The organism is Pandoraea cepalis (assembly GCF_902459625.1).
Taxonomy (GTDB): domain Bacteria; phylum Pseudomonadota; class Gammaproteobacteria; order Burkholderiales; family Burkholderiaceae; genus Pandoraea; species Pandoraea cepalis.
The window spans coordinates 599,617-623,895 of sequence record NZ_CABPRY010000001.1 but is presented as its reverse complement, the minus strand read 5'-3'; the positions used below and the strand labels follow the sequence as shown (position 1 = coordinate 623,895).

General features: G+C 64.2%; 24 protein-coding genes. 5 read left to right on the top strand and 19 right to left on the bottom strand.

Translation table 11 applies throughout. The features are described 5' to 3' along the window. Positions 1-8 precede the first annotated feature (8 nt). Positions 9-830 carry a TorF family putative porin gene (locus tag PCE31107_RS02795; RefSeq protein ID WP_130024734.1) on the bottom strand — a complete coding sequence of 274 codons (822 nt, stop codon included), beginning with the start codon at positions 828-830 and terminating at the stop codon, positions 9-11. Between the two features lie 393 nt (positions 831-1,223). On the opposite strand from PCE31107_RS02795, the gene PCE31107_RS02790 reads away from it, so the two are divergent. Further along, entirely contained in the window at positions 1,224-1,472 is a 249-nt protein-coding gene (locus PCE31107_RS02790) for an accessory factor UbiK family protein (RefSeq protein ID WP_017235617.1), read from the top strand. Positions 1,473-1,769: 297 nt separating this feature from the next. Next, on the top strand, positions 1,770-3,308 hold the full coding sequence (locus PCE31107_RS02785; RefSeq protein ID WP_150606356.1) for a YifB family Mg chelatase-like AAA ATPase: 1,539 nt from the start codon (positions 1,770-1,772) through the stop codon (positions 3,306-3,308). A 22-nt stretch (positions 3,309-3,330) separates the two neighbouring features. On the opposite strand, the gene PCE31107_RS02780 is transcribed toward PCE31107_RS02785, so the two are convergent. Next, positions 3,331-3,870 (bottom strand): hypothetical protein, encoded by a 540-nt coding sequence (locus PCE31107_RS02780; protein ID WP_150606354.1) that lies wholly within the window; start codon positions 3,868-3,870, stop codon positions 3,331-3,333. Between the two features lie 249 nt (positions 3,871-4,119). Between PCE31107_RS02780 and PCE31107_RS02775 the strand changes: the two genes are divergently transcribed. Both PCE31107_RS02775 and PCE31107_RS02770 read left to right on the top strand, forming a co-directional pair. Continuing rightward, positions 4,120-4,716: a thioredoxin domain-containing protein gene (locus PCE31107_RS02775; protein WP_246181690.1), complete on the top strand. Its 597-nt coding sequence runs from the start codon at positions 4,120-4,122 to the stop codon at positions 4,714-4,716. A 225-nt stretch (positions 4,717-4,941) separates the two neighbouring features. After that, positions 4,942-5,436 carry a TlpA disulfide reductase family protein gene (locus PCE31107_RS02770; RefSeq protein WP_425494701.1) on the top strand — a complete coding sequence of 165 codons (495 nt, stop codon included), beginning with the start codon at positions 4,942-4,944 and terminating at the stop codon, positions 5,434-5,436. A gap of 20 nt (positions 5,437-5,456) precedes the next feature. Here the strand turns inward: PCE31107_RS02770 and PCE31107_RS02765 are convergent, their stop codons facing one another. The 11 genes from PCE31107_RS02765 to PCE31107_RS02715 all read right to left on the bottom strand — a co-directional run bounded on the left by PCE31107_RS02765 (position 5,457) and on the right by PCE31107_RS02715 (position 17,661). Next, positions 5,457-6,818 (bottom strand): sigma-54-dependent transcriptional regulator, encoded by a 1,362-nt coding sequence (locus PCE31107_RS02765; protein ID WP_150606876.1) that lies wholly within the window; start codon positions 6,816-6,818, stop codon positions 5,457-5,459. Further along, positions 6,818-8,803 (bottom strand): sensor histidine kinase, encoded by a 1,986-nt coding sequence (locus PCE31107_RS02760; RefSeq protein ID WP_150606350.1) that lies wholly within the window; start codon positions 8,801-8,803, stop codon positions 6,818-6,820. Before PCE31107_RS02760 ends, PCE31107_RS02765 begins: the two co-directional genes overlap by 1 nt. A 243-nt stretch (positions 8,804-9,046) precedes the next feature. Then, positions 9,047-10,333, bottom strand: coding sequence for a dicarboxylate/amino acid:cation symporter (locus tag PCE31107_RS02755; protein ID WP_150606348.1), 1,287 nt, complete (start codon positions 10,331-10,333; stop codon positions 9,047-9,049). Positions 10,334-10,377: 44 nt separating this feature from the next. Then, entirely contained in the window at positions 10,378-11,172 is a 795-nt protein-coding gene (locus tag PCE31107_RS02750; protein WP_130024728.1) for an ABC transporter ATP-binding protein, read from the bottom strand. A 10-nt stretch (positions 11,173-11,182) separates the two neighbouring features. Next, positions 11,183-12,019, bottom strand: a complete 837-nt coding sequence (locus tag PCE31107_RS02745; RefSeq protein ID WP_217425177.1) for an ABC transporter permease — start codon at positions 12,017-12,019, stop codon at positions 11,183-11,185. A gap of 14 nt (positions 12,020-12,033) precedes the next feature. Continuing rightward, a complete protein-coding gene (locus PCE31107_RS02740; protein WP_130024727.1) occupies positions 12,034-13,002 on the bottom strand; it encodes an ABC transporter substrate-binding protein in 969 nt (322 codons plus the stop codon). 289 nt (positions 13,003-13,291) lie between these two features. Next, complete coding sequence (locus PCE31107_RS02735; RefSeq protein ID WP_017235605.1) at positions 13,292-14,071, bottom strand: IclR family transcriptional regulator; 780 nt, start codon at positions 14,069-14,071, stop codon at positions 13,292-13,294. Then, positions 14,071-14,955: an N-formylglutamate amidohydrolase gene (locus tag PCE31107_RS02730; protein ID WP_150606346.1), complete on the bottom strand. Its 885-nt coding sequence runs from the start codon at positions 14,953-14,955 to the stop codon at positions 14,071-14,073. The genes PCE31107_RS02735 and PCE31107_RS02730 overlap by 1 nt, the downstream gene beginning before the upstream one ends. Positions 14,956-15,324: 369 nt before the next feature. Continuing rightward, on the bottom strand, positions 15,325-16,335 hold the full coding sequence (lipA, locus tag PCE31107_RS02725; RefSeq protein WP_240756149.1) for a lipoyl synthase: 1,011 nt from the start codon (positions 16,333-16,335) through the stop codon (positions 15,325-15,327). Between the two features lie 24 nt (positions 16,336-16,359). After that, complete coding sequence (lipB, locus tag PCE31107_RS02720; protein WP_150606344.1) at positions 16,360-17,067, bottom strand: lipoyl(octanoyl) transferase LipB; 708 nt, start codon at positions 17,065-17,067, stop codon at positions 16,360-16,362. Between the two features lie 261 nt (positions 17,068-17,328). After that, a complete protein-coding gene (locus PCE31107_RS02715) occupies positions 17,329-17,661 on the bottom strand; it encodes a DUF2917 domain-containing protein (protein WP_150606342.1) in 333 nt (110 codons plus the stop codon). Between the two features lie 100 nt (positions 17,662-17,761). Between PCE31107_RS02715 and PCE31107_RS02710 the strand changes: the two genes are divergently transcribed. After that, positions 17,762-18,802 (top strand): transcriptional regulator GcvA, encoded by a 1,041-nt coding sequence (locus PCE31107_RS02710; RefSeq protein ID WP_130024723.1) that lies wholly within the window; start codon positions 17,762-17,764, stop codon positions 18,800-18,802. Between the two features lie 68 nt (positions 18,803-18,870). Here the strand turns inward: PCE31107_RS02710 and PCE31107_RS02705 are convergent, their stop codons facing one another. The 6 genes from PCE31107_RS02705 to PCE31107_RS02680 all read right to left on the bottom strand — a co-directional run bounded on the left by PCE31107_RS02705 (position 18,871) and on the right by PCE31107_RS02680 (position 24,167). Continuing rightward, positions 18,871-19,143 carry a DUF493 family protein gene (locus PCE31107_RS02705; protein WP_130024722.1) on the bottom strand — a complete coding sequence of 91 codons (273 nt, stop codon included), beginning with the start codon at positions 19,141-19,143 and terminating at the stop codon, positions 18,871-18,873. Continuing rightward, positions 19,140-19,988, bottom strand: coding sequence for a D-amino acid aminotransferase (locus tag PCE31107_RS02700; protein ID WP_130024721.1), 849 nt, complete (start codon positions 19,986-19,988; stop codon positions 19,140-19,142). Before PCE31107_RS02700 ends, PCE31107_RS02705 begins: the two co-directional genes overlap by 4 nt. Positions 19,989-19,990: 2 nt before the next feature. Then, positions 19,991-21,178: a D-alanyl-D-alanine carboxypeptidase family protein gene (locus PCE31107_RS02695; protein WP_130024720.1), complete on the bottom strand. Its 1,188-nt coding sequence runs from the start codon at positions 21,176-21,178 to the stop codon at positions 19,991-19,993. 252 nt (positions 21,179-21,430) lie between these two features. Continuing rightward, positions 21,431-22,060, bottom strand: a complete 630-nt coding sequence (locus PCE31107_RS02690) for an alpha/beta hydrolase (protein ID WP_130024719.1) — start codon at positions 22,058-22,060, stop codon at positions 21,431-21,433. Positions 22,061-22,129: 69 nt separating this feature from the next. Beyond that, positions 22,130-22,459, bottom strand: coding sequence for a (2Fe-2S) ferredoxin domain-containing protein (locus PCE31107_RS02685; RefSeq protein WP_130024718.1), 330 nt, complete (start codon positions 22,457-22,459; stop codon positions 22,130-22,132). Between the two features lie 166 nt (positions 22,460-22,625). Next, positions 22,626-24,167, bottom strand: coding sequence for an MFS transporter (locus PCE31107_RS02680; RefSeq protein ID WP_150606340.1), 1,542 nt, complete (start codon positions 24,165-24,167; stop codon positions 22,626-22,628). Positions 24,168-24,279 lie beyond the last annotated feature (112 nt).

The window sequence follows — 24,279 nt, the reverse complement described above, 5'->3', positions numbered from 1 at the left end:
GTCGCTCCTTAGAATGTCTTCGACAACCCCACGACGACCGTCGCCTTGGAGAGTACCTTGCCGGAATTCGCGGCGGTGTAGTACTTCTCATCGGCGTTCGTATCGACGTAGGCGACCGACACGGAGAAGTTCTTGCCCAGGTCTTTCGACAGGCCGATCTTCCAGTCGGTGTAGCCAGCCGCGCTGAAGTTGTGCACCCACTGATGCCCCACGTGACCCACAGCCGAGAGGCCCCAGACGCCGATGTCATAGGTTGCCGTGAGGTCGAGGTAGCCGCTGTTCGACGTATCCTGGCCGTCCGGACTCACGAGGCCGAACAAGCGGGTCATGGAGTGCGAGTACTTCAGCGTTACGGTTTTCCAGCCCAGGGCGGCATACAGTTCGAACGTATGCGGACGCGGGAAGAAGGCCCCGGACGGATAGGTGCCCGGGTAGTAGTACTGCAGGCCCCCGACATCGATGGTCCAGTCCGGGATGATTTCCTTCTTCCAGCCGCCGTAGAAATCCATTTCGATCGGCGCGCTCACCGCCGAATTGCCATCCGAAATCCAGCTGATGTTCGACGCCCATACGCCCGCATACAGTCCGGATTCGTGTGCGATATCGAAGCCGCCCTGCACCGCCGGGCGCTTGCCCGTTTGCGAGATCCCGCGGAAGCGGTAGTCGGAGAACAGACCGATGTTGGCGGTCACGGTCAGCGGTTCGGCCGCGGCACTCGCCGCTGTGGCGGGCGCCGCGCCATCGGCGCTCGTCTGCGCAAAAGCGCTGGCAGACATCGCCATCGCACCGGAGAACACAACGCCAGCCATCGCAGTTGACACTTTCTTCATCACTTTCCCCTGAGTTGTTATCTAACGTCTTGGTGCAGCGTGCGGCAGTTTCTGACCTGAGTAGAGCAACTCTCGTGCCAGGTCTCAGATCCCCATGCGCTGCGACGCGCAAGATACAAATTCCGGGATAAAAAATTGGCAAAATTGCGGGGGCAAAGTGACGCGCCGGCGCCGGTGCCGGCGACAACCCGGCGTGTCGAACGAGGTCAAGTCCTTGCCGGGTAACGGTTGCGCCGTTGTGTGCGCTGGCTGGGCGCAGGAAACGGTGTTAGAGTTGCGCCAACGTTGGCGGCCGCCCTGATGCACCACCTTGCACCGGTCAGACCGGCGCGCCGAAGCACACCGACGGTGCAAGCACCACGTTGGTGCGAAGAATTGAAGAGAGGAAGGCTTATGAAACCGAACGAGATCCTGCAAGACATGCAAGCCAAGGTGAGTGAGTTGCTCAAGCAATCCCCCGCCAAGGATATCGAGCGCAACGTCAAAAGCCTGCTCAACCAGGGGTTTAACCGGCTCGATCTGGTGACCCGCGAGGAATTCGACGTGCAGGCGCAGGTGCTCGCGCGCACGCGCGAGAAACTCGAGGCGCTCGAAAAACGCGTGGCCGAACTCGAAGGCCTGCGCAACGAAGCGCAAGACTGACGAAACACAAGGGGCGCGTGGGCGCCCTTTGTCATCTTCGGCGGCCGAAGGCCAACGCCATGCCCCACTGCGGCGCACCCAGCTGTCGTGTGTCGTCACTTCCCGATTCTCAGTCTGAGATCAGAATCCTCCTAAATCGCAGCGGACCTTGCCGAGCCGTCGGTGCCGTCGCTCCGAAAACACCCTCCACTCCCCCGATTTCCTCCGACTGGACATTGTGCGTCGCGGCGTTCTGCGACGACTATCGACATCGACGCGATGTGATGTGACGCGTCGCAATCGTTCGAAGGAGGAGAGATGTCATTGGCAGTTGTCAGCAGCCGTGCGATCACGGGGATGGCGGCCCGCGCGGTCACCGTCGAAGTGCACTTGGCGAACGGGCTGCCCGGCCTGTCGCTGGTCGGCCTGCCCGATACCGAGGTCAAGGAAAGCCGGGAGCGCGTGCGCTCGGCGTTGCAGAACAGCCGGTTCGAATTTCCCGCCCGGCGCATCACGGTCAATCTGGCGCCGGCCGATTTACCCAAAGCGTCTGGCTGCTTCGATCTGCCGATTGCGCTTGGCATCCTTGCGGCCAGCGGTCAGCTCCCCGACGCCGGATTGCGCTCGCACGAGTTTGCGGGAGAGTTATCGCTCACCGGCGAGTTGCGTCCGGTTCGCGGGGCATTGGCGATGGCGAGCGCCATGCTGGCCGAGCCGTCGGCGCGTGCGCTCGTGCTACCTGCGGGAAGCGCGCAGGAAGCCGCATTGGTGGAGGGCGCCACTGTCTATGGCGCGCGCACCTTGCTCGATGTCTGCGCACATCTCGCCGAGCCCGACGTGGCGACGCCGCTGCCGCGCGCCGTTGTCCCACTGGCGCTGGCGGCGTCGGCCGACAGCGGCGTCGCGCAAGCAAGCGACCTCCCCGACCTGGGCGATATCAAGGGACAAGAGCACGCCAAGCGCGCGCTGGAAGTTGCGGCGGCGGGCGGACATCACATCCTGTTCTACGGTCCACCGGGTACCGGCAAGTCGATGCTGGCGACGCGGCTCGCGGGACTGCTCCCGGCGCTGAGCAAGGCACAGGCCGTGGAAGCCGCCACGCTGGCCAGCCTGAGCGTACAGGGATTCGATATGCGCCACTGGGGCCGGCGACCGTTTCGCGCGCCGCATCACACGGCGTCGGCCGCGGCCCTGGTGGGCGGAGGTAGCGCGCCGCGGCCCGGTGAAATCAGCCTGGCCCATCGCGGGGTGCTCTTTCTCGACGAACTACCTGAATTTCAGCGCCGCGTGCTCGAAGTCCTGCGCGAACCGCTGGAGTTGGGCCATGTCACGATCTCCCGCGCGGGCGGACACGCCACCTTCCCTGCCGCGTTTCAACTCGTGGCTGCGATGAACCCATGCCCGTGCGGCGACCTGGGACATCCGTCGCGCAATTGCCGCTGCACGAGCGAGGCCGTGGCGCGATATCGCAATCGTCTCTCGGGCCCGCTGCTCGATCGCATCGACCTGCACGTCGAGGTGCCGGCGCTGAGCGCCGAGATGTTCGCCGCGCCGGCCAGCGGCGAGCGCAGCGAGGTCGTGGCGACACGCGTCAGCCAGGCGCGGGAGCGCCAGCTATCTCGCCAGGGCCAATTGAACAGTGGCCTGTCGAGCCGTGCGCTGGAGGCGCAATGCGCCCTGCGGCCGAACGCGCAGGACGTTCTGCACCGCGCGGTGACGCAACACCATTGGTCGGCACGTACCTATCATCGCGTGCTGCGCGTGGCGCGCACGGTAGCCGATCTCGCAGGCATTGGCGATATCGATGCCCATCACGTCGCAGAGGCCGTGCAATACCGCGAAGCCCCGTCATCGTGACGGGCGCGCAGCGCAGCGGCCATCACTCCAACGTGAACGAATCGAGAAATTGGTCGACCTGGTCCTTCGCGGGAGCCTTCGTCGCCAGCACGACAACTTGATAGACGTGATTGCCGCGTCCGACGAAACGGGCGGCAACGTAACGCTCGGTCTTGTCGCTGGCCTTGCCTTGCGCGGACACGCCCAGTCCGGGAATCGCAGGCGCGTCGCCCGCCTGACGCACCATGACCTGCACCGGCGCGGCGGCCCCGTCGTTCACGTTCGCGAGCAAGCCATGCTGCAACTCGGCGAGGACTGCTTGACGTAGCGTCGCGTCGTCCTTGGGCAGCGTCACCACGCCCACGGCGAAGAGTGCCGCATCGACCCGGGCGGCTTGCATGCGCATAGGCAGTAGGCCGGAGGCGAACTTCACTTCGCGCGCGTCCTGTGTCGGTTTGGCGGGATAGGTTGCGGCGTACGCCCCGTCTTTGTCGTGCACCTCGCGCCAATCGTAGCGAGGGGAACAGGCGGCGAGCACCATGGTCGCGGCAAGCAGGACGTAGACACGGACAACGCGATTCATAGACAGGAGGAGGAGCCCGAAGAGAAGGAGATTGCCATTATCCGCCATGTGCTGCGACACGAAAAACACGCCGTTGCAGATCCCGGTATCATCGGCGGCATGAAACGCGCCACGGCCGACTCGTCCCGCCCATTGCCTACCACCGTCTGCGACAGACACGGGACGGTTGCATCCGCGCGGGCGCTCATGCCCGGGTGTCAAGCCGTAGCGCCCCTGCAAAGGACCGGTAGCCTTGTGAGGGGGCTGGCGGTGCTGACGACGGTTTTCGCCATAGGCACGGCGGCCGCGGCGCCGGCTTCGGGCGGTAACCCGCGCCCCGTCGCAGGGAATCTCGCGTCGGCGCAAACCGGGAGCGTCACGTCACCCCGTAACGGCGGCGGCGGGGCGGCAACGCCCGCGCAGAACGACGGTACGCGTGCGGCGCAAGCACAGGCCAGCGTGCCGCTGGCGACAGACTTCGCCGCTCACGCCCGCCGTGCCGCTTCGCTCGACGCCCCGCTGATCGTGCTGGTATCGCTGCGCGACTGCGTGTATTGCGGCCCGATCCGTCAGCGCGAACTTGCGCCGCTCGTGCGCACTGGAAAATATGAGGTCCGCGAAATCGGCATGGACAGCACAGCGCCCGTGCGCGAGTTCGACGGCTCGACGACAACGGGTGTTGCCTGGGCGCGCGCGCACGGTGTCAAGGTGTCGCCGACGGTTTTGTTCCTCGATACGAGCGGACGCCCGGTCGCGAACCCGCTGATCGGCGCGGGACTCCCCGACTTCTATGGCGCCTATCTCGACGACGCCATCGCGCAAGGCCGCACCCAGCTGCGCGCTGGACGCGCCACCGCGACGCGCTGAGCATCGGGGGGCGTGGAATCGGAGCTGTGGAATCGGAGCTGTGGAATCGGAGCGCTGGAATCGGGGCAATGGAATCGAAGCGGCACGATCGCGGCGGCGCTACCGAAGCAGCGGGATCGGGGCGGCAGAATCGGAGTTGGAAATCAGAGTAGAATCGTTGTCACCCATTGAACCATCCTCCCACACGGCTGTGTCATGAGCGCTACGACCACCCGCAAGTCTCCCATGAGCAAGATCCTCGCCATTGCGATCATCGCAATCGTGGCGATCGCTGCGTATTTCACGTTTTACGGTCAGAAGCGCGCGCCCGAGGCGACGTTCACGCTGCTCTCGGGACAAAAGCTCGGCACCGAGCAACTCAAGGGCAAGGTCTATCTCGTGAACTTCTGGGCGACGAGCTGCACAACGTGCATGAAGGAAATGCCGACGATGGTGCAGACGTACGAGAAGTACAAAGGCCGAGGGCTGGAATTCGTCGCCGTCGCCATGAGCTACGACCCGCCAATGTATGTGGTGAACTATGCCCAGTCGCGCCAACTGCCGTTCAAGGTGGCGATGGATTCCGACGGCAGCGTGGCCAAGCAGTACGGCAACGTCCAGCTCACCCCGACGACCTTCGTCGTGGACCGCAATGGCAAGGTGCTCAAGCAATACGTCGGCGAGCCGGAATATGCGGAACTCGACAAACTCATCGAGACGGCGCTGGGCAAGCAGGCTTGACGACGCCGCGCCCGGGCGCGTCACCGCATCGTCTGACCGCCCTCGCCTCCCTCGCCTTGACCGCGCGTGTGTAGACCGTAACGCTTGAGCTTTTCATACAGCGTTGCCTTGGGCACATGCAGCGCCTCGGCCGTCGCCGCCACGTTGCCCTTGCTGTGCTCCAGCGCCTCTTGCAGCACGGCGCGCTCGAAGCGGTCCACCTGCTCCTTGAGCGGCAGCGGCGCGAGCGAGTCGCCCTCGGGCGCACTCGCCACACCGAGCACCAGGCGATCCGCCGCGTTGCGAAGCTCACGCACGTTGCCCGGCCAGTCTGCCTGCATCAGCTCCTGACGCATCCGATCCGAGACCACGGGCGCCGGACGTCCATAACGCACGGCGGCGTCCAGCATGAAGTGCTCGAACAGCGGCAGGATATCCTCGCGGCGCTCGCGCAGCGGCGGCAACGCCAGCGTCACCACATTCAGCCGGTAATACAGATCGCGACGGAATGTGCCCTCGCGCACCAGCGCTTCCATATCGCCCTTCGCAGCTGCGACCACGCGGCAGTCGACACGAACCGACTGATTCGAGCCCAAGCGTTCCAGCACACCCTCCTGCAAAACGCGCAGCAACTTGACCTGCAACGCAAGCGGCATGCTCTCGATCTCGTCGAGAAACAGCGTGCCGCCCGACGCATGTTCGAGCTTTCCGATGCGACGTTTGGCCGCGCCGGTAAACGCGCCAACCTCGTGACCGAACATCTCGCTCTCGAAGATCGCCTCGGGCAACGCACCGCAGTTCAGCGCGACGAACGGCGCATCGCGGCGGCGCGACAACTCATGCAGACTGCGCGCCACCAGCTCCTTGCCCGTCCCCGTGTCGCCGTTGATGAGCACCGGCGCATCGGTCATCGCCACGTTGGCGATGAGCGTGCGCAGCGTCTCCATTGCCGGACTGCGTCCGATGATGCGCGAGGCGCGGCCGCCCTGTTCCGCCAGTTCGCGCCGTAACGCCTGGTTCTCCAGCATGAGCTTGCGTGTTTCCAACGCACGCTTGGCCGATTCGATCAGACGGTCCGGCGCAAACGGCTTCTCGATGAAGTCGTAGGCACCATCGCGAATCGCCTGTACGGCCATCGAAATATCGCCGTGACCGGTCACGAGGATCACGGGCACCTCGGGTGCGTGCTGACGCAGATGCGAAAGCAGCTCAAGCCCGCTCATGCCGATCAGGCGAATGTCCGACACGACGATGCCGGCGAAATCCGGCGTGATGCGCTCGCGCGCGGCTTCGGCCGAGGCAAGCCCGAAGGCGTCGAGTCCGGCGAGTTGCAGGCTCTGCAGCGTGGCACGCCGCACGAGTTCGTCGTCTTCGACAAATAAGATCTGAAGGTTTTTGTACATCATGCGATTGTCGCGCCGGTGCGTTGCACGCGGCGCAGCGTCACGAGAAATTCTGCGCCACCGCCAGGAACGTTGCGTGCGACCAACTGGCCGCCGTTCTCCTGGGCGATGGATGACGAGATGGCGAGTCCGAGCCCCATGCCCTGCCCCCCCTCCTTGGTACTGAAAAACGGCTCGAACAGTCGCGGCATATGCGCCTCCGAAATGCCCGGCCCGTTGTCACGCACGTACATGCGCACCCACAGGTCGTCGGCCTCCACATCGATCCAGATCGACGGCGGTGCGTGCGGGCTGGAAACGCTTCCCACCGCGTCGATAGCGTTACCCACCAGATTGATCAACACCTGTTCGAGACGCAGTCCTTCGCAGGCCACGTACACGTCGTCCAATCCGTCGGCAAACGTCGTCGTCAATGGGATGTCCGCCAGACGCCCGCGCAGCAGCGTCACCGTATTGTCGAGCGCGCGGCGCACCGACGCCTCCATGTCGCCACGGCGCGATCGGCCCGCGAAGAGCCTCAGTTGCCCGGTGATCTTGCCCATGCGGTCGGTGAGCGACGCAATGGCCTCCAGGTTCTCCTGCGCCGCGCCGTACTCAGCGCGTTCGAGCAACACCCGTGTGTTGTCGGAAAAGCTGCGCAGCGCCGAGAGCGGCTGATTGAGTTCGTGCGTGATACCGGCAGCCATCTGCCCCAACGCCACGAGTTTGGACGCCTGCACGAGTTCGCTCTGTGCCTCGCGCAGTTCGTGCTCGGTGCGCGCGCGCTCCTGCACCTCTGTCTGCAAGCGTTCATTGGCCGACTGCAGATCGGCGGTGCGCTCGGCCACGCGCTCGCCCAGTTCCGCATACGCCGATTGCAACAGCTCACGGCTCTTGAGCATGTCGCGTACGCGCTGACGCCGCTGGTTCCATGCGACCCCCAGCAAGCAGGTAAACGCCGCGAGACAGCCCGCCGCCACCGCCGCGATCCGGGCGTTGGCGATCACCTGATCGAGCGGCGCGAAGTACATCAGCGTCCAGTTCGGCTCGCCCAGCCGGCGCTGCACCGCAAGAAAGCGGCGCATCTTGCCGGCGCCGCGTCCGTCGCGCACGGTCACGACCTCGCCGTCGGCGTCGAGCCGCTCGTCCTCGCTCCAGGCGAGCGGCGTGATGTGCTGGTTGTAGTACTGACGCGAGCTGTCGAGCGCCGCCTTCACCGCGGGGGTTAGCGGTGCGAGCGCCCGATACTGCCAGCGCGGCTCGGACGACAGGAATATCACGCCGTGATCGTCGGCCACGACGACGGGCTCGGAGGCGTCGGCACCTGCACGCTGGAACCACTCCAGGTTGAGCTTGAGGACCACTACGCCACGAATCTGGCCATCCACCACAATCGGCTGCGAGACGAAGTACCCTGGCTCGCCCGATGTCGTACCCACGCCATAGAAACGGCCCAGCGCGCCCCGGATCGCATCAATGAAGTACGGGCGAAAACGATATTGCTGCCCCACGAACGTGGCCTTCTCGCGCCAGTTGCTCGCGGCCAGCGCGATCCCGTTGGCATCGATCACATAGGCGGCCGACGCCTTGGCGCGCTGGTTCACGTCGAACAGATAATCGTTGGCGCGCTGCACGACCGCGGGATCGTTCGGATGAAGCAGCAGATCGCGCACATCCGGATGCAGCGAAAGCAAATACGGCAGGAATTCGTAGCGATCGACGGTGCTGCGCAGACTGCCCGCGTAGCGCTCGACACGCGCGCCGGCGTTCACGCGCAGGTCGGCCACGCCGCGCTGCCAGCTCAGGGCGTACGTCAACCAGCAGAACAGAACGCTCGCCAACAGCATGACGGCGATCCACGACCAACGGCGCATCGGCACGGCCCTCTCGAAATCGATGGGGACTTCGTCGCGCCGGGGGGGCGAAGCGTCCGTACGTGAAGCGGAGGCACCTGCCGGTGCCTGGCGCTCACGTGGGCGAATCGGGTTGTCGTGCTGAGTGGCCATTGGGTCGCAGCGTACGCCTTGTCGACGTCGATGACGGCCGGTTCTGGCGATGGCGGCAGGCGGCGCGGTCGTGCCGCCTGTCGTCATCGCAAAACCAGGAAAAACCAAAGGACCACCGGGCGGCGAAGCTCAGGCGCTATTGTGCCTGTGCCGCGCCGCCCGGTGGCGAATCTTGCGTTGGCGGGGAGCCGGTGGCGTCACGCGAAACGACTCACGTGACGCTCCTGCCCCCGCCGCCGGCCGTCAGGCCAGCTCAGGTTCGCGGTCCTTGGACATGGCCTGCGCGAGCTTGTTGCGGTCCAGCTCCTTTTCCCAGGCCGACACGACGATGGTCGCCACGCCATTGCCGACGAGGTTCGTCAGCGCACGGCACTCGCTCATGAAGCGGTCGATACCGAGAATCAGCACCATCCCGGCCACCGGGATCGTCGGGATCACGGCGAGCGTGGCGGCCAGCGTGATGAAGCCGGCGCCGGTCACGCCCGAGGCGCCCTTCGAGGTCAGCATCGCCACGGCGAGCAGCGTGAGCTGCTGGCCCCAGGTCAGATCGATGTTGGTCGCCTGCGCAATGAACAGCACGGCCATCGTCATGTAGATGTTGGTGCCGTCGAGGTTGAACGAGTAACCGGTCGGAATCACCAGACCCACCACCGACTTCGAGCAACCGGCCTTCTCCATCTTCTCCATCAGGTGCGGCAGTGCCGCTTCCGACGAGCTGGTGCCCAGCACGATCAGCAGCTCTTCCTTGATGTAGGCGAGGAAACGGAAGATCGAAAAGCCGGTGAACTTGGCGATCAGACCCAGCACCACGATCACGAACAGGAACGACGTCAGGTAGAACGTGCCCATGAGCTTGGCGAGCGGCACCAGCGAGGCGATGCCGTACTTGCCGATCGTGAAGGCCATCGCACCGAAGGCGCCCAGCGGCGCGACCTTGGTGATGATGTGCACCACGCGAAAGAGCACGCCCGAGACGCTGTCGATCCAACTCGTCACCACACGGCCACGCTCACCGATCATGCCAAGCGCCGCGCCGAACAGAATGGCGATCACGAGGATCTGCAGAATGTCTCCCTTCGCGAACGCGTCGGTGATCGTGCTCGGAATCAGGTGCATCAGGAAGTCGACGAACGTCTCGCCGTGGGCGGCCTTCGCGGCATAACCGGAAATCGCCTTCGGATCGAGTGCGTTGATGTCGACGTTGAACCCGGCACCCGGCTTCAGGATGTGGGTCGCGGCCAGACCGATGATCAGCGCGAGCGTCGAGACGATTTCGAAGTAGAGAATCGCCTTGCCGCCAACGCGGCCGACCTTCTTCATGTCTTCCATGCCGGCAATACCGGTCACGACGGTACAGAAGATCACCGGGCCGATGATCATCTTGATCAGCTTGATGAACGCATCGCCGAGCGGCTTCATCTGCACGGCCAGATCGGGCTTGAAGTGACCGAGCACGATGCCGATGACGATGGCGATCAGCACCTGTACGTACAGGATGCGGTAGAAGGGTTTTTTGGTCTGAGTTTGCATGTTGTTTCCTCTTCAGGCGGCGGGGCAAGCCACCGCCCTTGTTATCAATCCGCGGTGACGCCGCGAATTTCGCTTTGCGCAAAGCGCATTTGCTCCTCCATCACCATCTGGGCCAGCGTCTTCTTCAATTCATTGAATTCGCTGCCTGCCGTGTCGCGCGGACGGGGTAGGTCGATGACCATGTCTCGCTTGACCGTGCCCGGCCGGTACGTCATGACGACGACCCGGTCGGCCAGATAGATCGACTCCTCGATGCTGTGTGTGACGAAAATGATCGTCTTCTTGAACTCCTCCCAGATGCGCAGCAGCTCGTCCTGCAACGTGCGGCGGGTGAGCGCGTCGAGCGCGCCGAACGGCTCGTCCATGAGCAGGATCGGGCTGTCGAGCGCGAGCACGCGGGCAATCGCCACGCGCTGGCGCATGCCGCCCGACAGATCGCGCGGAAACCGGTCGCGAAACTCGCGCAGGTTGAGCTTGCCGAGCAGCAGGTCCACGCGCTCGTTGATCTCGGCGCGGCGCATCCCCTTGATTTCCAGCCCGAAGGCAATGTTCTGCGCCACCGTCATCCACGGAAACAACGCGTACTCCTGGAACACCATGCCGCGATCCGGGCCCGGCTCGGCCGCCGCATGCGCACGACCGTCGATACGGATGGCGCCCGAGGTCGGTTGCACGAATCCTGCCAGCGCGTTGAGCAGCGTCGACTTGCCGCAGCCCGACGGTCCCAGCAGGCAGACGAACTCCCCCGCGCCGATGCTCAGGTCGATGTCCTTGAGCGCATCGACAACACCGCCCGGAATCGGGAACTGCTTACCCACGTGTTCAATTTCGATCAGCATGTCGCTCGCCTCACTTGGTTTCGAGACCACGGTGCCACTTGAGCAGGTGGTTGTTGAGACGATCCATGCCGAGGTCGATCACCAGGCCGAGCAGACCGATGGTCAGCATGCCGGCGATGATCTTGTCGGACCACATGTATTCGCGCGCTTCCAGAATGCGGTAGCCGAGACCGTTGTTCACGGCAATCATCTCGGCCACGATCACAACGATGAACGCCGTGCCGATGCCGATGCGAATGCCCGACAGGATGTACGGCGTCGCCGCCGGCATGATGACGCGACGAAAGATCGTGAACTGGCTCGCCCCGAGGTTGCGGGCCGCGCGCAGATAGATGCCGTCGACGTGACGTACGCCCGCGATGGTATTCATCAGCACAGGAAAAAACGCCCCGAGCGCGATCAGGAAGAACGCCGGCGGATTGCCCAGGCCGAACCAGAGAATGGCCAGTGGAATGTAGGCGATCGGGGGGATCGGGCGCACCACCTGCACCAGCGGATTGAACAGCCCATAGATGCGGCTGCTCGTGCCCATGAGCAGGCCAAGGGGCAACGCGATCACCGCGCCCACGAGGAAGCCCATGACCACGCGATACAAGCTGTTGGCGGCATCCATGAGCAATTCGCTCGAATTCAGCCACGCGCCGACGCCGTCGGCCATCGTCACGGTCGGTTTGAGGTATTGCCACCACTTGGCGACAACAGCCAGCGGCGACGGGAGAATGATCGGGTTGATCCACCCGAGGCCCGTGACGATCTGCCAGATCACCACGACCCCGAGCGGGATCAACACACCGCGCATCATGCGCGCGGTGCGCATCGCGCCCGAAGAAGCAAGCACAGCGGCCATCCGTTCGCCTCGCTTTACTTGATGTTCAAGTGGGTCTTCGCCTTGGCGAGCAGGTCGAGCTTGACCCAGTCGTCCGCCTTCGGCACCGGATCCTGGAGCCGGCCCACGCCATACTGTTTCATCAGGTCGGTCGTGAGCTGCACATGCGAGGTGCTCAGGTCGTAGCTATACGGCGAGTTGCCGATGGCATCCGAGAAGTCCTGCGTCGTGATCTGATTCTTGAACATGTCCTCGCGCACGAACTTCTCGGCCGCTTGCGGGTGCTGGATGAAGAAGTTGGTGGCTTCGACGAACGCATACATCAGGCGCTGCGCCACGTCGGGCTTTTCCTTGTAGAGCTTCTCGGTGATCACGAGGGCGCGCACCGGTTCGCCGAGCGGCGTGTCGTACGGCTTGAGCACTTCCACGCCGAAGCCCTTGTTGATGGCCTGCGACGCCTGCGGCTCGGACTGGCACATCGCATCGATGCTGCCGGCGGCCAGCGCCTGGTTCAGGTCGGCGTACGCCATGAAGAGGATCTGCACGTCCTTGCCCGGCTTATCCGACCACGTCAGGCCGGCCTTGGCCAACTCGGCGTATAGAATCAACTCCTGGGCGCCGCCCCGGGCCACGCCCACTTTCTTGCCCTTGAGGTCCGCCACCTTGGTGATCGGCAATCCCTTCTTTGCGACAAGGCGCACACCGCCTTTCGCAAACCCGGCCACGGCGTAGATCGGCGCGCCCTGCGCACGCCCCGCAATCGCGGCATCCAGCGCGCTTGCCGACACATCGACCTGCCCCGCCACAATCGCCGGCATGATGTCCACCCCCTTGGCGAACATCCGCTCCTCGATCTTCAGACCGTATTTCGGCCCGATGACCTTCATGTACGACACCGCGCCGTAGTGGGCGAACTTCAGATTTCCCAGACGCACGACATCGTCGGCGAACGCGTGTAACGAAGCCGCGCACAGCGCCGCAGCGGCAAGACATTGCTTGAACATAAGGTCTCCTCTCTTATTGGGACGGCTTGCCGGGTGCGTCTGGATTCCCGTAGGGACGCCAGATCATGCGGCAGCACGTGCTCTACAAAAGCAATACCCATGCCAACAATGCAAGTCTTTGATTTTAATAATGGAAGCTGTGGAAAACCCGAAGATCGGTAATACGGAAACCTGGAAAACGAGGTCATAGACTTTCTGGATTTCCAGAAAATCCACGACGCGTAGTGTGTCGCACAAGGCGCCTGGGCAAATCCCGAGGTCGCATCAACGACGCGGCCCGACCGCTCGCTCAGGCGGACAGCGCTTCCGGCAGGGGCGTCTGATAGCCCAGTGCAGCGGAGATCTCGGTGGCACAGGCCGACAGGCGCGACGAGATGTCGGGCAGCAGAGCCCGCGTCATGCGCGACGACGGACCAGACGCCGACAGCGACGCGATCACTTCGCCGGAGGCATCGCGTACCGGCACCGCGACCGATACGGCCTCGGGCGCCAGTTCACCGAAGCTCACCGCGCAGTCCTGACGGCGCACGTTGAGAAGCTCGGCAGCCAGCTCGTCGCGCTCGATGAGCGTGCCTGCGGTGTAGCGCTTGCGCGGACGCCCCAGCACCTGCGCGCGAACATCGTCGGACGCGAATGCCAGCAGCACGCGGCCTGATGCGCCGACATACAGCGGACGACGATTGCCGACCACGCCGTGCACGCGCAACTCGTGGGTCGACTCGACGCGTGCCACGCACAGCGACTCGAGCCCGTCGCGTACGCGAAGCTGGATATTCTCGTTCAGCGCGCGATTGAGCACCTGAAGATGGCGATGGGCGACCTTCACGAGATTGACCTGCTCGTGCCCCGCCACGCCCAACACCAGGGCCTGTGCGCCCAGCACATAGGTGACCGGGCTGCCTTCGCGCACCACCCAGCGGTGCTGCTCGAGTGTTGCCAGCAGACGAAAGGCGCGCGACTTGTTCAGGCCGGCGCGATGCGCCAGTTCCGTCACACCCAGGCCAGGACACTCCCCGACCAGCGACAGCAGCGTAAGCGCCGTATCGACCGAAGCGACTGTGTAGTCCATCAAACTTCCTCACTATGTTGTTCGGCATAGGCGGCGAGCGCCGCCGCGAATTGGCCAAGTTGCGATTGCAGCGTCGAGAAGCCGTCATGCTTCTCCACGCGCGATTCGTTCAGATAAAGCGCCTGATTCAGCTCGATCTGCACACTGTGGCGTCGCTCCTCGGGGCGTCCGAAGTGACGTACCAGATCGCCGCCGCCGTCCTCACCGCACGGTGTGTTGTACGCCACGCGATAGCCCAGTCGTGTGAACTCGGCGATGATCCAGCGTGAGAAGGCCGGATCGGCCGTCGTGCCGCTGCCGTCGCTCACGAGCACGTCGGCACGCGACATGCCGGCATCGACATCGAGCGCCCCGCCGCGCGAACGCATCGAGTGACAGTTCAGGTGCCAGACCGCACCGTGCCGCTGCCAGGCGGCATCGAGCACATCGCGCAGGGCGTGACGGTATGGCAGGTAATAGTCATGAATACGCCGCTCGACTTCGGCCACCGACAGTCGCCGGTCGTAGAGCGGCACGTTCGGCGCGGCAAACCGATGCAGCAGGCCGACACCGCGCTCGCTATAGGCTTGCGGACGTGCGTCGTGCGGCCACAGGCTCGCGAGCAATTCGGGATCGATGTCGTGCTCGGCGCGGTTCGCGTCGATGTAGGCGCGCGGGAAAAGCGCGGCAACGAGCGTCGCGCCGTGATGCGTGGCCACGGACCACAGCTCGTCGACGTAAGCATCGCCGCACGCGAGAATCGCAGCCGTCGGCGCAATGGTGTCGAAATCGGGGGGAAACACATGCCCGCTGTGCGGTGCATCGATCACCAGAGGCAAACGCCTCCCCAGGCCCCCTTGTGGCGCTTCCACAAAATATCGGCCCTCGGTGACCTGACGGGACATGCAGTCTCCTCGCGTGCGTCCGGAACGACTGTTCGCGAATTTCCATGACAGCCGCATTGTTTTGCCAAGCAAAACAAGGTTTCAATATTCTGAAACAATGCCGGAGAACCGACAAGGTGAGGGTTGTTACAGCATATTTCGTGGCGCGACGAGGCGCGACTGGCGGGTGAGGCGTCCGATTCGTCGACGTTCACCGCAGATAGCGACACATTTGACGCAACTTAGTCGGCACAGGCCTACTTGTGCGCGCGTATTGCGTATTGAACCGAGCCCATCCTGTGACGCGTCGTAATCGAAAGGCAAACAAAAACGCGGACCGTCTTTCGACGGCCCGCGTTCTGTGTCTGACGACGAGGTGACGCTGGCGAATCAGATGGCGTCGGCCACACCCGCTTCGTGCGCCTGCACATCGGCGTGATAGCTCGAGCGCACCATCGCGCCGACGGCCGCGTGCGTGAAGCCCATCTTGTAGGCCTCCTCCTCGAACATCTTGAACGTGTCCGGCGTGACGTAACGACGTACCGCCAGATGGTGCTCCGACGGCTGGAGATACTGGCCGATCGTGAGCATGTCGACGTTGTGGGCACGAAGATCGCGCATCACTTCCAGGATTTCTTCGTCCGTCTCGCCCAGGCCGACCATCAGGCCCGACTTCGTGGACACGTCCGGATGCTTCGCCTTGAACTCCTTCAGGAGCGTGAGCGAGTGCTGGTAGTCCGAGCCCGGGCGCGCTTCCTTGTACAGGCGCGGCACCGTTTCGAGGTTGTGGTTCATCACGTCGGGCGGCGCCGCGTTCAGAATGCCCAGCGCGCGATCGAGACGCGCGCGGAAGTCCGGCGTGAGGATTTCGATGCGGGTTTGCGGCGACAGCTCGCGCACGTGGCGGATGCAGTCGACGAAGTGCTGAGCCCCGCCGTCGCGCAGGTCGTCGCGATCCACACTCGTGATCACCACGTACTTCAGGCGCATCGCGGCGATGGTCTTCGCGAGGTTGAGCGGCTCGTCGACGTCGAGCGGATCCGGGCGGCCGTGACCAACGTCACAGAACGGGCAGCGGCGCGTGCACTTGTCGCCCATGATCATGAACGTGGCCGTGCCCTTGCCGAAGCACTCGCCGATGTTCGGGCAACTCGCCTCTTCACACACCGTGTGCAGGTTGTGCTCGCGCAGGATCTGCTTGATCTCGTAGAAACGCGACGTATGGGTGGCCGCCTTCACGCGGATCCAGTCCGGCTTCTTCAGACGCTCGATCGGCACGACCTTGATCGGGATGCGGGCCGTCTTGGCTTGCGACTTTTGCTTGGCGGTGGCGTCGTAATCGCCGTCGATCGTGCGAACTTCCTTGTTCGCGGTGTCGTTCTGAGTCACGGTGGTGGTCATGTTGGGGGCTGTCCAGACGTCCAATCAGGCGGCGGCGTTTGCGCTGGGGGCCGGATCGGCCTGCGGCGCGGCTTCGGCCGACGCGGTGTGCTGTTCGAGATGATGGCCGAGTTGCTGCGCCAGTCGCGCGGCCACTTCGTCCCAGCGCGGGGCCACGCCGAGCGTGGCCATGTCTACGGTTTGCAGGCCGGCATAGCCGCACGGATTGATCCAGTCGAACGGCCGCAGATCCATCGCAACGTTCAACGACACGCCGTGATAACTGCATCCGTTGCGGATCTTCAACCCGAGCGCGGCGATTTTCGCACCGGCATGCGCTTTGGCACCGTCGCCTGGGCTCACATAGATTCCCGGTGCGCCGGCCCGACGCTCAACCTCGAGATTATACGCGCCCAGGGTGTCGATCACCGCCTGCTCGATCAAACGCACCATTTCGCGCACGCCGAGCTTGCGCCGGCGCAGATCCACGAGCAGGTAAATCACCACCTGTCCCGGGCCGTGATACGTGATCTGGCCTCCACGGTCGACCTTGACGAGCGGAATACCGGTATTCGAAACGAGCAAGTGAGCGGGGTCGCCGGCCAGTCCAAGCGTGTAGACAGGCGGATGCTGAACGATCCAGAGCTGGTCGGGGCCGTGCGCGCCACGCGTGTCGGTGTACGCGCGCATGGCGTCGAACGACGCGGCGTAGTCTTCGGTGCCGCGCCAGCACACTTCGATCGGGGAGGTCATGCCCGCAATTTTAACGAAACCTGCACAGACGTGCTCGAAGCCACGCCCCCGGGCGCGAGATGGCGACTTTTCCGGCGTAGTTTCGCTCTGCCGGCATTCCGCTCATCGCACAGATTGTTGTGAATTCCATTGACACATCGACGACGTCGACGTCACCCTCTGGAATGAAACGCGCGCCCGTCGGCAACGAAGGCCAAGGGGCGCGCGATGTCGATGACCCCGGGCGCCAAACCTGCGCGCCGGACCCACGACCGGCGTTCGTCAGGCGGCGGCCGCGCAAGCGTTCGCTGCGCGCGATGCCCGGCGCCCGGCGAGCCACCGGCGCAGCACACGAACCAGTGAGAAACGGTGCGCCACTTCGCGCTGCAGCTCGGCTTCCGCCACCCCGTCGGACGACACCCAGTAACGGCGGCCGGGCTCGACGGCGAGACGCTGACCGGGCATGAGCCAGTAATCGCGCGGATCGCCTGCACGCGTCACCCAAACCGACGCGCCGCGTGCCACCAGCGTATGCTCGTGATGCAGGTCGAGGCTGATGACGTCCCCGGGGCGGATACCGTAGAAGTACTGCACCTTTGTTAAATTGTTTTGCATTTTACGACCCCCACTCAGTGCGAGACAATGACTGAATCATAGGGACTGGCAGGCGCTGCACCAAACGACATATTTTCACGGCGTTGCTAACAAAATTCACATGGATATTCGGAGACTTCCCAACCTGAGCGCCCTGCGCGCCTTTGAGGCGGCGGCCCGCCTGGAAAGCTTCTCGCGCGCGGCAGAAGAGTTGTTCGTCACGCACGGCGCCATCAGCCATCAGATTCGCGCGCTGGAGCAGGAGTTGGGGACGACGCTTTTCGCGCGCAACGGCAAACGCATCAGCATCACGCCGGCGGGACGCCAGTACGCCGCGTCGATCCGTACCGCGCTCGGCGACATTGCCCAGGCGACGCGCAAGTTGCAAGCGGGCACGCGCAGCGAGCGGCGGCTGGTACTGACCACCATGCCGTCGTTTGCAAGCCGGTGGCTCACACCACGCATCGGGCGCTTCATTGACCGGCATCCGGAGCTGGAAGTGGAGTTGCGGTGCAGTGCCCAGTTGATCGACTTCGAGCGCGAAGATGTGGACGTCGCCCTGCGCATGGGCAAGGGCAACTGGCCCGGGCTGCACATTGAGAAAGTGCTCGACGATGTGTTTTTCCCGGCCTGTAGCCCGTCATACAACCAGGGGCATCTGCCGCAAACGGCGGAGGAATTCCGCCGCAGCACGTTGCTGCGCTCGGAAGGCGAGCCGTGGGCGCCGTGGTTCGCGGCGGCGGGCTTCGATCTGCCCGAGCCGACGCAGGGCATGATGTACGAAGATTCCGGCATGTTGTCGCAAGCGGCCATCGTCGGCCAGGGGCTGGCGCTCGTACGCCGCTCGCTGGCCGTGGGCGACATCATGGCGGGACGCCTTGTCCGGCTGTCCGACGTCGATACGCCGTGTGACTGGGATTATTACTTCGTGTGTCCGCCCGCCGTGCTGGAAACGCAGCGTGTTCAGGCGTTCAGAACGTGGTTTCTGGAAGAGTTGAAGGCGTTCGAGTCGGTGAAGGACATGCAGCGCCGCCCGGCGCGCCCGACGTCCGTCGACTGGGAGGCCGACATGGTCACCACTGCGGGCGAGACCGCACCGGGCATCCAACCCGGGCTCACGGCTTCATCGCCGCCCGACGACGGCGCACCGACGCACGCGTGATGGGTGCGCCGCAAGCGCGTTCGTGAGGCGCATGCGTGCATCGCCTGCGCCTCACACGCGGTGCACGCTTACAGCACCACCTTGACCATCGGATGCCCGGTCAACGCGCGATAGATATCGTCGAGATGGGCTTTCGAGTGGGCGCGCACCGTGACGGTCAGGCCGAGATATTTGCCCGTGCTGGACGGGCGCATCTCCACGGTCGCAGCGTCGAATTCGGCATCGAACTCTCGCAGCAATGCCACGATGGCGTCGGCGAAACCGTCCTGCGTCGCCCCCATCACCTTGATGGGAAAGTCGCACGGAAACTCAAGCAGGCTTTCCTTCTTTTCCAGGGTCACAGTGCCTCCTTGGCGCGTTGATACGCGGCATACAGCGCCTGGAAGACGGGGCCCGGCGTGCCATCGCCCACGGGCTTGCCGTCAAGCGTGACGACCGCCAGCACTTCCTTGGTCGCGGACGTGATGAGCAGCTCGTCGGCGTTGCGCACGTCCGCTTCGCTGACCGGGCACTCATGGAACCGGATGCCGCATTCGCGTGCAAGACCTTCGAGCACGCCGTAGCGAATTCCTTCCAGAATACGATTGTCGCGCGGCGGTGCGAACATTTCACCCCCCTTGACGACCCATACGTTGCTCGACGACGCCTCGGTCAGATTCCCGTCACGGAACTGTATTGTTTCCTGAACGTCGTGATCGGCGGCGTACTGCGCCATCAGCACGTTACCCAGCAGCGACGTCGACTTGATATGGCAATTCAGCCAGCGTCGATCTTCATGCGTGACCGCGCCCACGCCCTGCGCCACCTTTTCGCGGCTGGGCAGCGTGAGCGGGGTTGCGATGCCGAACACCGTGGGCACGATGTCCTTCGGAAATGTGTGCTGACGCGGTGCCACGCCGCGCGTGACCTGCACGTAGACGCTGTGCGGATCGGCCGAACACGTGGCCGACAGGCGCGCGAAGAGCGCCTCCCATTCGGCGCGCGTGTACGGGTTCGCGATGCGGATCTCGGCGAGGCTGCGCTCGAGCCGGTCCAGATGCTGCGCAAGCCGGAACGGCTTGCCGCGATAGACCGGCACGACTTCATAGATGCCGTCGCCGAACAGGAAACCCCGATCGAGGACGGAGATTTTCGCGTCGCCGAGCGGGATCAGGTCGCCATTAAGCCAGACGGTGGGGTTATCCATGCTTACTTCTTCACGAACATCAGGCGCAGCGCGTCCCATGCGCGGCCGACGAAGCTGGCCTGCGCAACGTCGGCGAGGGCCACAACCGGGAATTCGGCCAGCGACTTGCCGTCGGCCATGACCTTGACGGTACCGACCTGCGCACCATTGGCGATTGGCGCGATCAGCGGCTCACGCAGTTCGAGTTGCGGCTTGATCTTGTCGGCGGTGCCCTTCGGCACGGTGATGAAGGTGTCCTTCTTCACGCCGATCTTCAGCTCGCTGTCCTTGCCCTTCCAGACCTTGGGCGTGGCCACGACCTGATTGGCGCCGTACACACGCAGCGTGTCGAAGTTCTGGTAGCCATAGTTCAGGGCCGAGAGGCTGTCCTGCACGCGCGCGCGCTCGGTCGGCTCGCCCACGACCACGGACAACACGCGGCGGTTGACGCCCGCCGCCCCCGGCATCGGACGCGACGCCGTCGCCACGAGGCAGTATCCCGCCTCCTTCGTGTGGCCGGTCTTCAAGCCGTCGACCGTCGGATCGAGGTACAGCAGCCGATTACGGTTCGGCTGGCGAATGTTGTTGTACGTAAAGCTCTTCTCCGCGTAAATCTTGTAGTACTCGGGGAAGTCCTGAATCAGGTGCGTCGACGCCGCCGCGATATCCGCCACGGTCGTGTAATGCTGCGGATCGGTCAGCCCGTCGACGTTCGCGTAATGGGTGTGCTTGAGCCCCATGCGCTGCGCCGCGCGGTTCATCAGTTCGACGAAGCCCTGTTGCGAGCCGCCGACGAGTTCGGCCAGCGCGATCGACGCGTCGTTACCCGACTGGACGATCATGCCGTAGATCAGATCGTGCACCGAAACCGGCTTGCCCGCCTCGATGAACGTGCGCGACTCGTCGCGACCCACCTTGCGAACCGAATCGCTCGGAATGACAGTCTGCTCCATCGAAATGCGCTTGTCGCGCAGGGCTTCGAAGATCACATAGGACGTCATGATCTTCGTGAGCGACGCGGGCTCCACGCGCGCATCCGCATTACCGGCGGCCAGCACCTGACCACTGTTGACGTCGACAATCGTCCACGCCGTGGCCGACATCGGCGGCGGCGGAATCTGTTGGGCACGAGCGGGAAGCGAGGCAAGCGAGCCGCAAGCGACGAGCGCCGCGGCAGCGGCGGCACGGGACAGCGAAGCGTTGAATTTCATGGGCGATGAGGAAAACGATGTGAGGCTCAGGGGCATCTGCGCTTGAAGAAACGCCGTGCCGCCGACACGTTGACGAGCGCGCGGCACAGCGAAGAAGACGGCGGCGCCGGAGCGCCGGAGCCATGCCTGTCGGAACCATAGACCCGACGCGGCATGACAAGGTTCAGGGTCGAATTATACCCGTCGTGATTTCACGTCCCCAGCGGGGCGGGCCTCGACGGTGGAAATCGGCCGAAATTCGCCCCGGGTGTATCAATGACGCCACGCGTCGACCACGAGCTGTTTCAGCAGGGGTAACAGGCCGTGGAAAAAGTGTTCGCCGCCGGGAACGACCACTACGGGTAACGTCTGGGGACGCGCCCAGTCCAGCACCGATTGCAGCGGCACCGTATCGTCGAGTTCGCCGTGAATGACCAGCGTGTCGGCCGGTACGGTCGCCACCTCCCAATTGCTCGCCGCCGTGCCCACGAAGACCAGACGCTGCGCGGCGGTCCCCGCCGCCTCCAGCGTCTTCGCGACATGCGAGAGCACGAAGGTGCCGAACGAGAAACCGGCGAGTGCGAGCGGCAATGTCTCCCAGCCCGGTTGCCGGCGCATCCAGTCGATTACGGCGAGCAAGTCGTCGCGCTCGCCGATGCCTTTGTCGTGCTCGCCCGCCGACTTGCCGACGCCACGAAAATTCGGGCGCACCACGGCGTAGCCGAGCTGGACGAACGCCCGGGCGAGCGTCTGGGCGACCTTGTTGTCGAGCGTGCCGCCGAACAGCGGGTGCGGATGGGCGACGAGCGTGATGCCGCGCGGCGCGCCGGCCGGACGGTCGATGGCGATTTCGATGGCGCCGACCGGGCCGTCGATGGTGAAGCGTTCAGTCTGGGCGTTCATGAGCGATGGTGGGCTGAAGTGCGGCGAGGGCCGTGCGCCGTGCGCGGGGCCATGTCTGTGTCGCCGGGATCAGTCGATCAGCAGACGCTCGACGATCTCGCCTTGCGCCAGATGCTTTTCGACGATCTCGTCGATATCGGATTCGTCGATATACGTGTACCAGGTCCCTTCGGGATAGATCACCACGACAGGCCCTTGCTCACAGCGATCGAGGCACCCGGCCTTGTTGATCCGCACCTTGCCGGGACCGGCCAGGCCGAGTTGCTTGACCTTGGCCTTGGCGTACTCCTGCATCGCCTGCGCGTTGCAGTTGGCGCAGGACGGGCGATCGGCGCCGGGTTCGCGCTGATTCAGGCAGAAAAACACGTGATGCTGGTAGTACTGCGGCTGGGTGGCCATGTCGGGGCTCTGGCGGAGTGGCAACGTATTGCGGGCCATTCTAACCGACCTGCCGGGGCCTTGCGGGGACGGCCCCGGTGCGCTCACCGGGCACCGCATGGCGGAACATAGGGAAATGCGAAATCCGGGACGTCTCGTCCTGCGCAGGGCGGCGCGCGCCCTGCCCTTAGCGCAGGCGTCGCTGCACGGCCATGAAGACGGCGCAGAGCGCCGCCAGACACGCGAAGCCGAAGAACACGTTCACGCAGGCAAGCACGAGCGCCTGTTGCGACGCGAGGCCGCCCACCCAGGCCGACGCCATGTGCGCGGCGGTCGTCGCATCGACACTGGCGCCGAACGCCTGCTGCGCTTGTGAGACGGCCGCGTTGTACGCCGGGTTGAGCGGCGTCATCGACGGCGTGAGTTGATGCATGAAGACCGCCTGCCGGTCCTGCATCAGCACGGCCATTACCGACACCGACATCGAGCTCACCAACTGGCGCACGATGTTCTTCGTCTGATAGCCGTGCTGGAAGACGTACTCGTCCATACCGCGAAACGTCAGCTCGGCAATTGGAATCATGGCGAACACGCCGCCGAGCCCGCTCAGCACCATCGGCAGGAGCAGCCACTGACTCGACACGCCCTGATAACTTTGCGAGAGCAGGAAGGCATAGCCGAGCAGGCACAAGTAACCGAGCAGCACAAACGGCTTGAGTTGCACGAACTTCGGACGCGCGACGGTGTATATCACGGCCACAACGAGGCTCGTCACCGACGCCACGGCCTGCAGATAGCCGGTGTGCTCCACGCTCCAGTTGAGCCCTTGCTGCATGTAGATCGGGAACAGATACGACGTCGAATACGAAAAGAAGTAGTACACGGCATAGCCGCCCAGTCCCAGCACATAGGCCGGATTGCGCACCAGCACGCGAAAATCGATCAGCGGCTTGTGATGCGAATACTGATGCCACATGTAGCCCATCGCGCAGATCGCCCCCACCAGGCAGAGTTCGACCAGATGCAGCGGATCGGAGAAGAAGTCGAAGCGCGAGCGCTGCATCATCACTTCGACGAACAGCACGCCGGCGGCGAAGAACACGATGCCACGCATTTCAAACTCGCCTTCGTCGCGCAAGCGCTCGCGGAAGTCCGGGATCACGAGCCACGAGGCGATCGCCCCCGCGAGCGCGATCGGCACGACGGCGAAGAACACCGACGACCAGACGAAGTGATCGACGAGATAGCTGGCGAGCAGTGGCGCGGAGATTTGTCCGCCGAAGAAGCCGTAGGTAAAGAAGCGCAACGCCCTCAGCCGAAGCTCCGGCGCGAAACACAGGTTGATGAGAATTCGGCTGGCGGTAAACAGCGACCCCGCACCCAACCCGAGCACGAAACGTGCGACGGCGAGCTGCGTCGACGTGTGCGCCATGCCGCACAGCCATGCCCCAAACGCCATGAGCGTGAGCGCGCCGGTGAGGAACGCGCGATACCCCAGGCGCGAGGCCAGCCAGCGCTGCTTGAGAATCACGAGGATCCCCGCCACGGCGTAGAGCGTCGAGACAAACGCGTATTCTTCGGGGGCGGCACCGACGCCGCCCGCGATATGGGACGACGCGAACACGAACATGCCGTTCTCCAGCATTTCAATGCCTGTGGCGGCGGCAATCACGGCCATCAACACGCGCTGCCGTGTCGTGTGTGCCAACCGCAATCCCCAGGAATTCATCTTCGCCTCGCCAATGAAAACCGCCCGGGATCTGCCTGAAGATGCCGGGCGGTCATGACACACCGAGTGTCAGCGTGCCTTACATGGGAGTCTAGGCGTTGCCGGCTTGCGG

Excerpts from the sequence above, each read along its gene's own strand:
- PCE31107_RS02795 (WP_130024734.1), bottom strand. The coding sequence starts at position 830 with ATGAAGAAAGTGTCAACTGCGATGGCTGGCGTTGTGTTCTCCGGTGCG.
- PCE31107_RS02790 (WP_017235617.1), top strand. The coding sequence starts at position 1,224 with ATGAAACCGAACGAGATCCTGCAAGACATGCAAGCCAAGGTGAGTGAG.
- PCE31107_RS02785 (WP_150606356.1), top strand. The coding sequence starts at position 1,770 with ATGTCATTGGCAGTTGTCAGCAGCCGTGCGATCACGGGGATGGCGGCC.
- PCE31107_RS02780 (WP_150606354.1), bottom strand. The coding sequence starts at position 3,870 with ATGAATCGCGTTGTCCGTGTCTACGTCCTGCTTGCCGCGACCATGGTG.
- PCE31107_RS02770 (WP_425494701.1), top strand. The coding sequence starts at position 4,942 with ATGAGCAAGATCCTCGCCATTGCGATCATCGCAATCGTGGCGATCGCT.
- PCE31107_RS02765 (WP_150606876.1), bottom strand. The coding sequence starts at position 6,818 with ATGTACAAAAACCTTCAGATCTTATTTGTCGAAGACGACGAACTCGTG.
- PCE31107_RS02760 (WP_150606350.1), bottom strand. The coding sequence starts at position 8,803 with ATGGCCACTCAGCACGACAACCCGATTCGCCCACGTGAGCGCCAGGCA.
- PCE31107_RS02755 (WP_150606348.1), bottom strand. The coding sequence starts at position 10,333 with ATGCAAACTCAGACCAAAAAACCCTTCTACCGCATCCTGTACGTACAG.
- PCE31107_RS02750 (WP_130024728.1), bottom strand. The coding sequence starts at position 11,172 with ATGCTGATCGAAATTGAACACGTGGGTAAGCAGTTCCCGATTCCGGGC.
- PCE31107_RS02745 (WP_217425177.1), bottom strand. The coding sequence starts at position 12,019 with ATGGCCGCTGTGCTTGCTTCTTCGGGCGCGATGCGCACCGCGCGCATG.
- PCE31107_RS02740 (WP_130024727.1), bottom strand. The coding sequence starts at position 13,002 with ATGTTCAAGCAATGTCTTGCCGCTGCGGCGCTGTGCGCGGCTTCGTTA.
- PCE31107_RS02735 (WP_017235605.1), bottom strand. The coding sequence starts at position 14,071 with ATGGACTACACAGTCGCTTCGGTCGATACGGCGCTTACGCTGCTGTCG.
- PCE31107_RS02730 (WP_150606346.1), bottom strand. The coding sequence starts at position 14,955 with ATGTCCCGTCAGGTCACCGAGGGCCGATATTTTGTGGAAGCGCCACAA.
- lipA (WP_240756149.1), bottom strand. The coding sequence starts at position 16,335 with ATGACCACCACCGTGACTCAGAACGACACCGCGAACAAGGAAGTTCGC.
- lipB (WP_150606344.1), bottom strand. The coding sequence starts at position 17,067 with ATGACCTCCCCGATCGAAGTGTGCTGGCGCGGCACCGAAGACTACGCC.
- PCE31107_RS02715 (WP_150606342.1), bottom strand. The coding sequence starts at position 17,661 with ATGCAAAACAATTTAACAAAGGTGCAGTACTTCTACGGTATCCGCCCC.
- PCE31107_RS02710 (WP_130024723.1), top strand. The coding sequence starts at position 17,762 with ATGGATATTCGGAGACTTCCCAACCTGAGCGCCCTGCGCGCCTTTGAG.
- PCE31107_RS02700 (WP_130024721.1), bottom strand. The coding sequence starts at position 19,988 with ATGGATAACCCCACCGTCTGGCTTAATGGCGACCTGATCCCGCTCGGC.
- PCE31107_RS02695 (WP_130024720.1), bottom strand. The coding sequence starts at position 21,178 with ATGAAATTCAACGCTTCGCTGTCCCGTGCCGCCGCTGCCGCGGCGCTC.
- PCE31107_RS02690 (WP_130024719.1), bottom strand. The coding sequence starts at position 22,060 with ATGAACGCCCAGACTGAACGCTTCACCATCGACGGCCCGGTCGGCGCC.
- PCE31107_RS02685 (WP_130024718.1), bottom strand. The coding sequence starts at position 22,459 with ATGGCCACCCAGCCGCAGTACTACCAGCATCACGTGTTTTTCTGCCTG.
- PCE31107_RS02680 (WP_150606340.1), bottom strand. The coding sequence starts at position 24,167 with ATGAATTCCTGGGGATTGCGGTTGGCACACACGACACGGCAGCGCGTG.